General features: G+C 64.6%; 11 protein-coding genes and 1 pseudogene. 7 read left to right on the top strand and 5 right to left on the bottom strand.

Annotation, left to right across the window (positions count from 1 at the left end):
* The first annotated feature begins 115 nt into the window (after positions 1-115).
* The 7 genes from WCB02_RS25120 to WCB02_RS25090 all read left to right on the top strand — a co-directional run bounded on the left by WCB02_RS25120 (position 116) and on the right by WCB02_RS25090 (position 7,214).
* Positions 116-700: an NnrU family protein gene (locus tag WCB02_RS25120; protein ID WP_423962422.1), complete on the top strand. Its 585-nt coding sequence runs from the start codon at positions 116-118 to the stop codon at positions 698-700.
* 1 nt (position 701) lies between these two features.
* Positions 702-1,523, top strand: coding sequence for a 3-methyl-2-oxobutanoate hydroxymethyltransferase (gene panB / locus WCB02_RS25115; protein WP_423962421.1), 822 nt, complete (start codon positions 702-704; stop codon positions 1,521-1,523).
* A gap of 10 nt (positions 1,524-1,533) precedes the next feature.
* Positions 1,534-3,156: a class I adenylate-forming enzyme family protein gene (locus WCB02_RS25110; RefSeq protein WP_423962419.1), complete on the top strand. Its 1,623-nt coding sequence runs from the start codon at positions 1,534-1,536 to the stop codon at positions 3,154-3,156.
* Positions 3,157-3,292: 136 nt separating this feature from the next.
* A complete protein-coding gene (locus tag WCB02_RS25105; protein ID WP_423962418.1) occupies positions 3,293-3,946 on the top strand; it encodes a tetratricopeptide repeat protein in 654 nt (217 codons plus the stop codon).
* 34 nt (positions 3,947-3,980) lie between these two features.
* Positions 3,981-4,535 (top strand): hypothetical protein, encoded by a 555-nt coding sequence (locus WCB02_RS25100; protein ID WP_423962416.1) that lies wholly within the window; start codon positions 3,981-3,983, stop codon positions 4,533-4,535.
* Between the two features lie 55 nt (positions 4,536-4,590).
* Positions 4,591-5,964, top strand: a complete 1,374-nt coding sequence (der, locus tag WCB02_RS25095) for a ribosome biogenesis GTPase Der (RefSeq protein WP_423962415.1) — start codon at positions 4,591-4,593, stop codon at positions 5,962-5,964.
* On the top strand, positions 5,961-7,214 hold the full coding sequence (locus tag WCB02_RS25090; protein WP_423962413.1) for a TCR/Tet family MFS transporter: 1,254 nt from the start codon (positions 5,961-5,963) through the stop codon (positions 7,212-7,214). The genes der and WCB02_RS25090 overlap by 4 nt, the downstream gene beginning before the upstream one ends.
* A 122-nt stretch (positions 7,215-7,336) precedes the next feature.
* Here the strand turns inward: WCB02_RS25090 and WCB02_RS25085 are convergent, their stop codons facing one another.
* From WCB02_RS25085 to WCB02_RS25065, 5 genes and pseudogenes are all read right to left on the bottom strand, one after another.
* Complete coding sequence (locus WCB02_RS25085; RefSeq protein WP_423962424.1) at positions 7,337-8,455, bottom strand: hypothetical protein; 1,119 nt, start codon at positions 8,453-8,455, stop codon at positions 7,337-7,339.
* Positions 8,456-8,715: 260 nt separating this feature from the next.
* Positions 8,716-9,456 carry an SDR family NAD(P)-dependent oxidoreductase gene (locus WCB02_RS25080; protein WP_423962411.1) on the bottom strand — a complete coding sequence of 247 codons (741 nt, stop codon included), beginning with the start codon at positions 9,454-9,456 and terminating at the stop codon, positions 8,716-8,718.
* A 145-nt stretch (positions 9,457-9,601) separates the two neighbouring features.
* A complete protein-coding gene (purF, locus tag WCB02_RS25075) occupies positions 9,602-11,134 on the bottom strand; it encodes an amidophosphoribosyltransferase (protein WP_423962409.1) in 1,533 nt (510 codons plus the stop codon).
* A gap of 23 nt (positions 11,135-11,157) precedes the next feature.
* The gene (locus WCB02_RS25070; protein WP_423962407.1) at positions 11,158-11,787 is read right to left on the bottom strand and encodes a CvpA family protein; all 630 of its coding nucleotides are present in this window, start codon (positions 11,785-11,787) and stop codon (positions 11,158-11,160) included.
* Between the two features lie 163 nt (positions 11,788-11,950).
* Positions 11,951-12,169 (bottom strand): annotated as a pseudogene (locus WCB02_RS25065) (DNA repair protein RadA); the annotation flags it as partial.

Raw genomic sequence — 12,169 nt, 5'->3', positions numbered from 1 at the left:
GGTCAAGCCCGCGTAGGACGACCGAGAGTGCGGCTCCGCTTGACGGCATTGCGAGTGATGTCCCTAAAGTGTTACGCGAATAATGACATAAGCCGGCGCGCAAGGGGAGGATATCGTGGGATTATTGGTGATGATGGCTGGCCTCGTGCTGTTCCTCGGCGCCCATGCGCTGACCACGCAGCGCGAATTGCGCGCCCGGCTGATCGGTTCGCTCGGCGAGGGGGGCTACAAGGGGGCCTACGCGCTGGTGTCGCTGATCGGGCTTGTGCTGATCGTCTGGGGGTTTGCGCATTATCGGGCGGCAGGCATGTGGCCGATCTGGTCGCCGCCGAAGGCGCTGAAGCATCTCAACATCGCGCTGATGCTGCCGGCGGTGATCCTGGTGGTGGCGGCCTATCTGCGTGGCCGCATCTATGCCGCGGTCAAACATCCGATGCTGGCCGGCGTCAAGCTGTGGGCGTTCGGGCATCTCCTGGCCAACGGCGATCTTGGTGGCATCATCCTGTTCGGCTCGTTTTTGGGTTGGGCGGTATTCGATCGCATTTCGCTGAAGCGCCGCGCCGATCCCGGCGCGCCGCCGATTCCGGTCGGCGGCATCGGTAACGATCTGATCGCGGTGGTGGTGGGCATCATCGCCTATCTGGCGCTGGCGTTCGCCTTCCATCCGCTGGTGATGGGTATCCCCGTGATGGGAGGCTAGCATGTCCGTGCAATCGACGATCAAACGCAAGACCGCGCCCGAGATTCGCGCCCGCAAGGGCGGCCAGCCGGTGGTGATGTTGACCTCCTATCACGCGCATACCGCAGCATTGGTCGACCGCCATTGCGACGTGATTCTGGTCGGCGATTCGCTGGGCAATGTCATGCACGGTTTCGAGACCACGGTGCCGGTGACGCTCGAGATGATGATCCTGCAGGGCCGCGCAGTGATGCGCGGCTCACGCCGTGCGCTGGTCGTGGTCGACATGCCTTTTGGTTCCTACGAAGCCTCGAAGGAGCAGGCGTTTCATTCCGCAGTGCGTATCCTGAAGGAGACGCAATGCGGTGCCGTCAAGCTCGAGGGCGGGGTGCGGATGGCGGAGACGGTCTCGTTTCTCACCGCGCGCGGCATCCCGGTGATGGGCCATATCGGATTGACGCCGCAATCGATCAACACGCTCGGATCATTCCGCGCCCAGGGGCGCGAGGAGAACAGTTGGGAGCCGATCGAGAACGAAGCAAGGGCCATCGCGGATGCCGGCGCGTTCTCGCTGGTGATCGAGGCGGTCGCCGAGCCGCTGGCGCGGAAGATCACGGACGCTGTGGCCATTCCTACCATCGGCATCGGGGCCAGCGCGGCTTGCGACGGCCAGGTGCTGGTGCTGGAGGACATGCTGGGACTCTCGCCGCAGACGCCGAAATTCGTCCGCCGTTACGGCAATCTCGGCCCGGCAATCGAAGCCGCGGTCGAAGCCTATGCCGGCGACGTCCGATCACGCGCCTTTCCCGGCCCCGAACATGTCTACGGCATGAAAAAGGGGTGAGGGCTGTCCGATGGCTTGGTCATACTCGAAAATTCCTGCGATGCGGTTCGAAGCGCGCTTCGGCGATCGCATCGTGCCCGCCTTCTGCGACCGGCCGCACAGTATCTGGCAGCTGGTTGAGAACGCGGCGTCGAAAAATCCCGACGGCGAGGCGCTGATTTGCGGCGGGCGCCGCATGACTTGGCGCGAGGTTGCGCACGCCTCCGTGCAGATCGCCGCTGGCCTGCGCGACAAGGGGCTCGCGCGGGGCGACCGGGTAGCGCTGCTGCTCGGTAACCGCATCGAGTTCGTGCTGTCGCTGTTCGCCGCCGCGCATCTCGGCCTGATCACTGTGCTGCTCTCGACCCGTCAGCAGAAGCCGGAGATCGCCTATGTGCTGTCGGATTGCGGCGCAAAGCTCCTGATCCATGAGGCCCGGCTTGCGGACCGGCTGCCCGATGCGGGTGAGGCTCCGGATCTGGCGCATCGGATCGCGGTCGATGACGATGCGAGATTGTCCGGATTTGCCGTTCTCGCCGATCTCGCGCCACTGCCGGAGCCCACCGAGGTCGGCGAGGAAGAGACCGCGATGATCCTCTATACGTCCGGCACCACCGGGCGGCCGAAGGGCGCGATGCTCGCGCATTGCAACCTGATTCATTCGGCGATGATCTTCACCGCCTGCATGGAGATGACCGCTGCCGACCGCTCGATCGCAGCGGTGCCGCTTGGCCACGTCACCGGCGTGGTTGCCAACATCATGACCATGACCGCCTGCGCAGGCGCCTTGATCATCGTCGCCGAGTTCAAGGCGGCGGACTATCTCAAGGTCGCCGCGCGCGAGCGCGTCACCTACACCGTGATGGTGCCGGCGATGTACAATCTCTGCCTGCTGCAGGCGGATTTCGACTCTCACGATCTTTCGGCCTGGCGGATCGGCGGCTTCGGCGGCGCGCCGATGCCGGTCGCGACGATCGAGCGACTGGCGGTCAAGCTTCCCGGCCTGAAGCTGATGAACTGCTACGGCGCGACCGAGACCACCTCGCCCTCGACCATCATGCCGGGCGAACTGACGGCCCGTCATGTCGACAGCGTTGGCCTACCCTGTCCGGGTACGACCATCGTGGCGATGGACGCGCTGGGCCGTGAGTTGCCGCGCGGCGAGATCGGCGAACTCTGGATTCACGGCGCCTCCGTGATCAAGGGCTACTGGAACAATCCGCAGGCCACGGCTGAAAGCTTCACCGGCGGCTTCTGGCATTCCGGCGATCTCGGCTCGATCGATGCGGGCGATTTCGTTCGCGTGTTCGATCGCAAGAAGGACATGATCAATCGCGGCGGCCTGAAGATCTACTCCGCCGAGGTCGAATCCGTGCTCGCCGCCCATGACAGCGTGCTCGAGAGCGCGATCATCGCCAGGCCGTGCCCGGTGCTCGGCGAGCGCGTTCATGCGGTGGTGGTGACGCGCGAGGCCGTCTCCAGCGAAGCGCTGCGGGCCTGGTGCGCCGAACGGCTATCCGACTACAAGGTGCCGGAAACGATCCTGGTGACGGCAGAGGCGCTGCCGCGCAACGCCAACGGAAAGGTGCTGAAACGGCAATTGCGCGAAACTTATGGCGATCCGGCGGCCTCCGGAACCGGGGCTGCAAGATAGTGCCGTTAACGCGTTGATATCCCGCCAGCTTTGCCTTGCCAGCGCCATACCGATAGGCTATCGCCCGGTCACGCTGGCGACGGATTCCTGGCGTGGCCTCTCCAAGGGTGCCGCCCGTCCCAAGGGGATATCATAAGTGTCTGAATTATTTGATGAAGTAGACGAGGAGATCCGTCGCGAACAGCTCAAGAAGCTGTGGGACAGCTATTCGCTTTACATCATCGCCCTGGCCTTGCTGGTTATCGCCAGCGTCGGCGGCTGGCGGGCCTACCAGTATTTCGACGCCCAAAAGGCCGCTGAGGCGGGTGATTCCTTCAACAAGGCCATCGAGCTTTCCGAACAGGGCAAGCACACCGAAGCGGAAGCGGCCTTTGCCGGCCTCGCGGCAAAGGCGCCATACGGTTACCGTGTGCTGTCGCGATTCCGTGCCGCAGGCGAAGCCGCTGCCCGCGATCCGCAAGCCGCGGCCAAGATGTTCGACGAGATCGCAGCCGACCGCAGCGTCGGGACCGAGCTGCAGGCGCTGGCGCGGATCCGCGCCGCCGGCCTATTGGTCGACAGCGCAACCTACGCCGACATGAAGCAGCGGCTCGAGCCCGACACCGGGGCCGGCGCGACGTTCCACAACGTCGCGCGCGAGCTATTGGCATTGTCGGCGTTCCACGCCAATGATAGCACGGCGACGCGGCAGTGGCTGGACATGATCGCGCTCGACGCCGAGACGCCGCCAAGCCTGCGGTCGCGCGCGGAAGCGCTGCAGGCCTTGTTGCCGCCGGTCGCAAAAAGCTGACGTCGGGTAAACCAGTTTGACCGAGAGATCGACCATGCGCCGCACGCAACGCCTGATCGCAGCCGCCGTGCTCATCGCGTTCTCGGGCGTGCTGGCCGGCTGCTCGGGTGGGATAGGCAATTGGGATCCGACCGATCTCTTGGATTTCCTCGACACCAAGAAGAAGCTGCCTGGTGATCGCAAGCCGGTATTCCCCGATGGCGTCCCGGGACTGGAGCAGGGCGTGCCGAAGGAATTATACAAGGGCGAAGTCGAGCAGCAGCAGCAACAACAGGACCAGCAGGCGGCCCAGGCCGCGGCAGCCGCCGCGCAGCCACAGCAGCCGCCGCCCGAGGAGCCGAAGTCCAAGCAGGCGAAAAAGTCCAGGAAGCCGGTGGATGCCGCCAACGCCGCGCAGGATCCATCGGCCGGGCCGAACCCCGATGCCGCGCCCGACGGAGAGGCCGCCGCGCCGCCCAAGAAGAAGATCGTGCGCAAGCGCACCACCGCGCCGCCGCCGGATGACCAGACGGCGCAGCCGGGCCAGCCAACGCAGCAATCCTCCGCGCCGTTCCCGGCACCGATGCCGAGCGGCAATTTTTCGCGCTGAACCTGCTTTCCTGATTCGATTGACATGCGCCTGCTGCAACGCGCAGGGATGATTGATGTCGTTTACGATCGCCATTATCGGCCGGCCCAATGTCGGTAAATCGACGCTGTTCAACCGCCTGGTTGGACAGAAGCTCGCGTTGGTCGATGACGAACCCGGCGTCACCCGCGACCGGCGGGAAGGCGAAGCGCGGCTCGGCGATCTCGAATTCACCATCATCGATACCGCCGGTCTCGACGAGGGCGCCAAGGACTCGCTGACTGCGCGCATGCAGGAGCAGACGGAGACCGCGATCAGGCTTGCCGACGCGCTGATGTTCGTCGTCGACGCCCGCGTAGGGCTGACGCCGAGCGATCGCGCCTTTGCCGATGTGGTCCGTCGCGCCAACAAGCCGGTGCTGCTGCTCGCCAACAAGAGCGAGGGCAAGCAGGGCGAATCCGGCGCGATGGAAGCCTACGCCCTCGGGCTTGGCGAACCGATCCAGGTCTCGGCAGAGCATGGCGAGGGACTGAGCGAGCTGTACGACGCGCTGCGTCCGTTGATGCCGGAGCCGCCGGAACAAGCGGAAACGTCCGGCGAGGAAGCGGTGGAGGATTTCTCCAAACGGCCGATTCGGGTGGCCATCGTCGGCCGCCCGAATGCCGGCAAATCCACCCTGATCAATCATCTCGTCGGCGAAGAGCGGCTGTTGACCAGTCCCGAGGCCGGGACGACGCGCGATTCCATCGCGGTCGAGATCAACTGGAAAGGGCGCGAGTTTCGCGTGTTCGATACCGCGGGTCTCAGGCGCCGTTCGCGGATCGAGGAGAAGCTGGAAAAACTTTCGGTCGCCGATGCACTGCGCGCGGTGCGCTTTGCCGAAGTCGTAGTGCTGATGATGGACGCGCAGAACCGGTTCGAGGAACAGGATCTGCGGATTGCCGACCTGGTCGAGCGCGAGGGCCGGGCGCTGGTGATTGCAATCAACAAATGGGATCTGATGGCATCCAAGCCCGGGCAGATCTCGGCGCTGCGCGCGGACGCCGATCACTGGCTGCCGCAGGTCTCGGGTGTGCCGATCGTCGCCTTGTCCGGCTTGACCGGCGAGGGCGTCGACCGGCTGATGGAGGCGACCGTAAAGGCCTATGCGGTCTGGAACAAGCGGGTGCCGACGGCTGCGCTCAATCGCTGGTTCGAACAGGCGATCACGGCCAATCCGCCGCCGGCGGTGTCGGGGCGGCGGCTCAAGCTCAACTACATCACCCAGACCAAGGCGCGGCCGCCGAGCTTCGTGCTGTTCTGCTCGCGGGCCGACGCGGTGCCGCAATCCTATCTGCGCTATCTCACCAACTCCTTGCGCGAGGCGTTCGACCTGCCGGGCACGCCGGTCAGGATTACGCTGCGGGAAAAGGCCAATCCGTTCGCGCACAAGCGAAAGCGGGCCTCGTGAGCGGTGACGCCGAAGTCGCCGAGGCCGCCATCGATGCGGCCGATGCCAGCGGCGCCTCGGTCGCCTTTATCTTCGTTACCATCCTGCTCGATACCCTGGCGCTCGGCCTCATCATCCCGATCCTGCCGAAGCTGATCGAAAGCTTCGTTGCGAACGACACCGCTTCTGCCGCGCGCATCTTTGGACTGTTCGGCACCGCCTGGGCGCTGATGCAGTTCTTCTTTTCACCGATCCTCGGCGGCCTGTCGGACCGCTTCGGCCGGCGGCCGGTCGTGCTGCTGTCGAATTTCGGGCTGGCGGCAGACTATGTGCTGATGGCGCTGGCGCCGTCGCTGGCCTGGCTGTTCGTCGGTCGGGTGATCTCGGGCATCACCTCGGCGAGCATCTCGACCGCGTTTGCCTATATCGCCGACAAGACGCCGCCGGAGCGCCGCGCCGCAGTGTTCGGCAAAATTGGTGTTGCCTTCGGCGCCGGTTTCATCCTGGGCCCCGCGCTCGGCGGCCTGCTGGGTGATATTACGCCGCGGCTGCCGTTCTGGGCCGCCGCGGGCCTGAGCCTTGCCAACGGACTCTATGGTCTGTTGATCCTGCCGGAGTCGCTGTCCGCGGAGCGGCGTTCGCCGTTCCGTTGGAAGAACGCCAATCCGGTCGGCATGCTGCATCTGTTGCGCGCGGACCGGACGCTTGCAGGCCTGCAGGTCGCCAATTTCTTCTCGCAGTTGGCGCATGTGGTGTTGCCGTCCGTGTTCGTGCTCTACGCCGACTATCGCTACGGCTGGGATGCCAGGACGGTCGGTCTGACCTTGGCGCTGGTCGGGATCTGCTCGATGGTGGTGCAGGGCACCGCGATCGGACCGATCGTGCGGCGGCTCGGCGAGCGCAATGCGCTGGTGCTGGGCTTGGGTTTCGGCGCCGTCGGCTTTCTGATTTTCGGTGTCGCGCCGACCGGGTCGCTGTTTCTGATCGGCGTCCCCGTGATGGCGTTGTGGGGTGTATCCGGTGCCGCGACCCAGGCGCTGATGACGCGGTTGGTAACGCCGGACCAGCAGGGCCAGCTGCAGGGCGCGACCTCGAGCGTGCAGAGCGTGTCGCAGCTGGTCGGACCGTTCCTGTTCACGCTGATCTTTGCGTATTTCATCGGCGCAAAGGCGCCGCTGCAATTGCCGGGGGCGCCGTTCCTGCTGGCTTCGCTGTTGCTGGTGCTCGCGCTGATGGTCGCGCGGCGGACGCTGGCGAAGCGCCTCGCGTAGCAACCATCAAGGCGTCATTGCGAGCGAAGCAAAACACCCATCTTGCCGCGAAAAACGAATGGATCGCTTGATCGCTTCGCTCCTCGGCGCAGGGGCGACTTCGCCCACCTTACGGTCCGATGCTAATGCAACGCGTCCGAGGTCAGTTTGAACTTCTGGATGCGCTTGGCGTTGTCGACTTCTCCGGTATAGATGTTGCCGAGCTTGTCGACCGCCATGGCATGTACCCAGTGGAATTGTCCGGCGTTCCGACCGCTGCGGCCGAAGCTGCCGACCACACTGCCGTCGTCGCGCTTGATGATACGGATCTCGTTGTTCTCACCGTCGGCGCTGATGAGATAGGTTTGGCTAGGGTCAGGCCACAGCGCGAGATCCCACACCGAGCCGTTGCCGAGCGTATTTTTCTCATAGAAGAATTCTTTGACGAAAGTGCCGTCCTTCCTGAACACCTGAATGCGGTCGTTGATGCGGTCGCAGACATAGACCAGGCCGTCATCGGCGATCTTCACGCAATGCACGGGATTGCCGAACTGCTGGTCGACCGGCGCCTTGGGATCGTAGGCCGCCTGCTTGTCGTCGCTCGGTACGTGGCCATAGGCGCCCCAATGCCGCTTGTAGGCGCCGCTCGATGCATCGAACACGATGACGCGGTGATTGCCGTAGCCGTCGGCGACGTAGATCTCGTTGGCTTCTTTGTCGATCGCGGTCTGCGCCGGCTTGCCGAGTTGCGTCGTGTCGTTGGAGCCCTTGCTCGGCGCGATGGTGCCGATCTGCGAGACGAACTTGCCATCGAGGGTGAACTTCAGAATTGCGTTATCGTTCTCGGCATTGCCGCCGATCCAGACAAAGCCGCGCTCGTCGACCTCGATGCCGTGTTCGCGCCCGACCCATTGATAGCCTTCGCCGGGACCTCCCCAGGCGCGCAGCAGATTGCCGTCGACATCGAATTCCAGCACCGGCGGCGCTGGCACGCAGCATTTTGAGCGTGGCGGATTGAGCGTTGCGCCTTTTTCGTCGTCGGTCAGCGAGCGTGGGCGGTGGAGCACCCAGATGTGTCCCTGCCGGTCGACGGTGATGCCGCCGACCTGGCCGATGATCCAGTTGTTCGGCAGCGGCTTTGGCCAGGACGCATCGACCGCGAAGGTCGGAATCTCGCCGGCGGACGCGGTGTCAGGAAGCAGCAATGCGCCGAGCGGGATGACGAGAGCGATGCAAAGCGAGATGGTTCGCGCCAAATGCATCCCCGTCATGGCATTCTCCATCGCCTTGCTGCGGTTGATCCTCAGTCGGGCGCAGTGAATAGCGGCGCAGGAGGAGAGTCAATCAGCAGAGGAGAGCAAAACGGTGGCGTCGATTCAGATCGTCATTGTCCGCAAATGCGGGCAATCCAGCACGCGGGCGGCCTATCGATGCAATCACCACCGTCTCTGGAACATTGGGTCACCGCCTTCGCAGGGGGGGACGGTTGAGCGAGTTACGTGCGCGACCGTCGTCAAAAGGCCTACGCCGGCTCGCGAAAGCTCATCAGCGTGCGCGACGGGTAGTCATAGAACTTGCCGGTCTCTGTCCAGTTGGGCGCACACATCGGCAGGATGAACTCGGCGGCCTGCTCCGGCGTGTCGAGCGTCATCGGGTCTTCGCCGGGAAACACGCTGGCGCGCATGCGGGTGCGGATCGGGCCGGGGTTGAACAGATTGACGCGAATATTCGTGCTGGCGGTCTCATGTGCCCAGACCCGCGCCAGGGTTTCCAGCGCCGCCTTCGAGGCGGCGTAGGGGCCGAGATAGGCCAGCGCCTTGTTGGCGGCGCCCGAGGTCACGAACACGGCGCGCCCGGCATCGGATTGCCGCAGCAGCGGTTCCATGCACCGGATCAGTTGGAAATTGGCCGAGACGTTGATGGCCATCACGTCGGTCCATTGCTTCGGCTCGATATGGCCAAGTGGCGAGGAGGGGCCGGCAATGCCGGCATTGCCGACGAGCATGTCGAGCTTGCCATGCCGGTCGTTGAGTGCAGCGCCCAGCCGCGCGATGCCTACGAAATCGGTCAGATTGAGCGGCACCAGCGTGGCGCTGCCGCCGTCCTTCCTGATCTCGTCATCGAGCTCTTCCAGCCCGCCTTGGGTGCGCGCCACGGCGATGATATGCGCGCCCTGTTTGGCAAGCGCGCGCGCGGTGGCGTAACCGATGCCGCGCGAGGCGCCGGTGACGAGGGCGATGCGGGAGGTCGGGGTCAGGGACATCAGGAATCCAGATCAGAACAAGAATGTCATACGCGGGCTTGACCGCGTATCCATCAAGAATGACTTGATCTTAGACGGATTGCCGAGCTTAGGCGAGCTGAAGCGGCGCCGTCCTTTGGACGGCTATGCCCGGCAATGACGAGGACTAGCTCGCCTCCGCCAGCAGCGACAACTGTCTTGGCTGCGGCTCGACCTGGCTCTGGTCGGTGAGGTGGGTGGGATAGGCGCCGGTGAAGCAATGGTCGGCGAATCTGGGATTGGCCGGGTCGCGGCCAGGTTCGCCCATGGCGCGGTACATGCCGTCGATCGACAGGAACGCCAGCGAGTCGGCGCCGATCAGTTCGCGCATCTCTTCCAGCGAATGGGTCGCGGCCAGCAGGCCGCCGCGGTCGGGCAGGTCGATGCCGTAATAATCAGGGTACAGGATCGGCGGCGAGGCGAGGCGGAAATGCACTTCGCGGGCGCCGGCATCGCGCATCATGCGCACGATCTTCCTGGAGGTGGTGCCGCGCACCAGCGAATCGTCGATCAGGATGATGCGCTTGCCCGCGATCGCGGCGCGGTTCGCCGAATGCTTCATCCGCACGCCGGATTCGCGGATGCTCTGGGTCGGCTGAATGAAGGTGCGGCCGACATAATGGTTGCGGATGATGCCGAGCTCGAACGGCACGCCGGAATGCTGGCTGTAGCCGATCGCGGCCGGCACGCCGGAATCCGGCACCGGCACGACGACGTCGACCTCGACATGGCTTTCGCGCGCGAGCTGCGCGCCAAAGGCCTTGCGCACCTCGTAGACCGAGCGGCCATGAACGATGGAATCCGGCCGCGCGAAATAGATGTATTCGAAGATGCAGGGTCGCGGCGGTTTTGGCGGAAACGGCTTGTGGCTCTGCGCGCCGTGCTCGTCGAACACGATGACCTCGCCGGGCTCGACGTCACGGACGAACTCCGCGCCGATGATGTCGAGCGCGCAGGTCTCCGACGCCAGGATCGGGCAGCCGTCCAGTTCGCCCAGCACCAGCGGGCGGATGCCGAGCGGATCGCGGGCGCCGATCAGCTTCTTGTTGGTCGCCGCCACCAGCGAATAGGCGCCTTCCAGCGCGCGCAGGGCCTCGATGAAGCGGTCGATGAAACGGCTGCGGCGGGACTGCGCGACCAGATGCAGGATCACTTCGGTGTCGGTGGTCGACTGCATCAGGGCGCCGTTGCGCACGAGTTCGCGGCGCAGCGTCAGTCCATTGGTGAGATTGCCGTTATGGCCGACCGCAAAGCCGCCGGAGCTGAGCTCGGCGAACAAAGGTTGCACGTTGCGCAGGATGGTCGCGCCGGTGGTCGAGTAGCGGACATGCCCGACCGCGGTGCTGCCGGGCAGCCGCTCGATCACCTCGCGGCGGGAAAAAGTGTCGCCGACCAGGCCGAGCCGGCGTTCGCTGTGAAAGCGGGAACCGTCGAAGGAGACAATGCCGGCCGCTTCCTGGCCGCGGTGCTGCAAGGCATGCAGCCCGAGCGCGGTGATGGCGGCGGCTTCGGAATGGCCGAAAATGCCGAACACGCCGCACTCTTCACGGAGGGTGTCCTCCTCCAGATCGTCTTGTAGTTGAAGCCCGACCGGGCCGGCGTTCAGATCGAACTTGGGATCGAGTTGGGCGTCCTGGTCAAAAGCTGGTGTCTCGTCCATCGCGCCTCTCTTTGGGCCTGAGCTCACTGGGCCGCGGGTTTTTCGATCAGCTTTTTCAGGCTGTCCCTGGCCGGTTTGCTGTAGCCATCCCCGCTCCCCGGTGGGGGCGGTTCTGCGTCAGTCTGGTCATCTTCGGGTTTATTCTTCTTGAATCTCTTTAAAATGGTGTTCTCGGGGTCGTCAGGCAAGAGCGACATCAGCCAATCCCCGGTTCCTTGCAGCACGACCCGGGATTTTGCCCCCGTCACCCAGTCCGGCCGCTGCTTGTCCGGAACCAGCCAACTGAAGAACAGGAAGGCAACCACGACGATCAGGAGGCCGCGGGCCAGCCCGAACAGGAAGCCTAACGTGCGGTCGAGCGCACCGATCCGGGAATCCAGGATCATGTCGGAGATTCGTACCGTGATGATGGACACCACGATCAGGGTACCGACGAACACGCCGGCGACCACGACCACGGCGGCCACCGTGTCGTTGTTGAAATAGGTCTTCGCGGTCGGCAGCAGCTTGTTGAATGAATAAAGCGTTGCCACGGCCGCAGCACCCCAGGCCGCGATCGACAGCACTTCGCGCATGAAGCCGCGGACCATCGCAAGCAGGCCCGAAATCAGCATGACGCCGAGCAGGATGAGGTCGAGTATCGTTATCGGCATCGGCGGTCAGGTCGCTCGCAAGTCAAAAAGTTCCGAATCGGCGGATCGCTGCGTCCCCTGACTGGGGGACAGATCGGGTATCCCGCAAGGCCGGAAAACACGCCATCCGGTACGCGCTACGCGCCGGATGTATAGCGGCGAGGCAGCGGCACGTCACGCCCGCCTAGCCGTCCTGGCGGCGGAATCTCGTAGGTGTGGCATTTTTCTCCATCGACGCGACGTCATCGCGCCCTTGATCTCGTCCTTGCCGCTGTTCCGCTCTCTGTTCTCTCGGAGTGCCGCGCGCGGCGATCTCCGCCACCAGCGTGGTCAGGCCGCCGACTGCGTTGAGCGCCATGCCCGCGTCGCCGCCGACCTCGCCGCGCGCGGATTCGGGCAGCAC

Source organism: Bradyrhizobium sp., from assembly GCF_049581145.1.
In the GTDB taxonomy this organism is placed as follows: domain Bacteria; phylum Pseudomonadota; class Alphaproteobacteria; order Rhizobiales; family Xanthobacteraceae; genus Bradyrhizobium.
The sequence above is the reverse complement of the archived record's forward strand: the minus strand, read 5'-3'. Positions and strand labels throughout refer to the sequence as shown.

What these genes read in the sequence shown, in the direction of transcription:
- WCB02_RS25080 (WP_423962411.1), bottom strand. Translation starts at nt 9,456, where the DNA reads ATGTCCCTGACCCCGACCTCCCGCATCGCCCTCGTCACCGGCGCCTCG.
- WCB02_RS25110 (WP_423962419.1), top strand. Translation starts at nt 1,534, where the DNA reads ATGGCTTGGTCATACTCGAAAATTCCTGCGATGCGGTTCGAAGCGCGC.
- der (WP_423962415.1), top strand. Translation starts at nt 4,591, where the DNA reads ATGTCGTTTACGATCGCCATTATCGGCCGGCCCAATGTCGGTAAATCG.
- purF (WP_423962409.1), bottom strand. Translation starts at nt 11,134, where the DNA reads ATGGACGAGACACCAGCTTTTGACCAGGACGCCCAACTCGATCCCAAG.
- panB (WP_423962421.1), top strand. Translation starts at nt 702, where the DNA reads ATGTCCGTGCAATCGACGATCAAACGCAAGACCGCGCCCGAGATTCGC.
- WCB02_RS25085 (WP_423962424.1), bottom strand. Translation starts at nt 8,455, where the DNA reads ATGCATTTGGCGCGAACCATCTCGCTTTGCATCGCTCTCGTCATCCCG.
- WCB02_RS25070 (WP_423962407.1), bottom strand. Translation starts at nt 11,787, where the DNA reads ATGCCGATAACGATACTCGACCTCATCCTGCTCGGCGTCATGCTGATT.
- WCB02_RS25100 (WP_423962416.1), top strand. Translation starts at nt 3,981, where the DNA reads ATGCGCCGCACGCAACGCCTGATCGCAGCCGCCGTGCTCATCGCGTTC.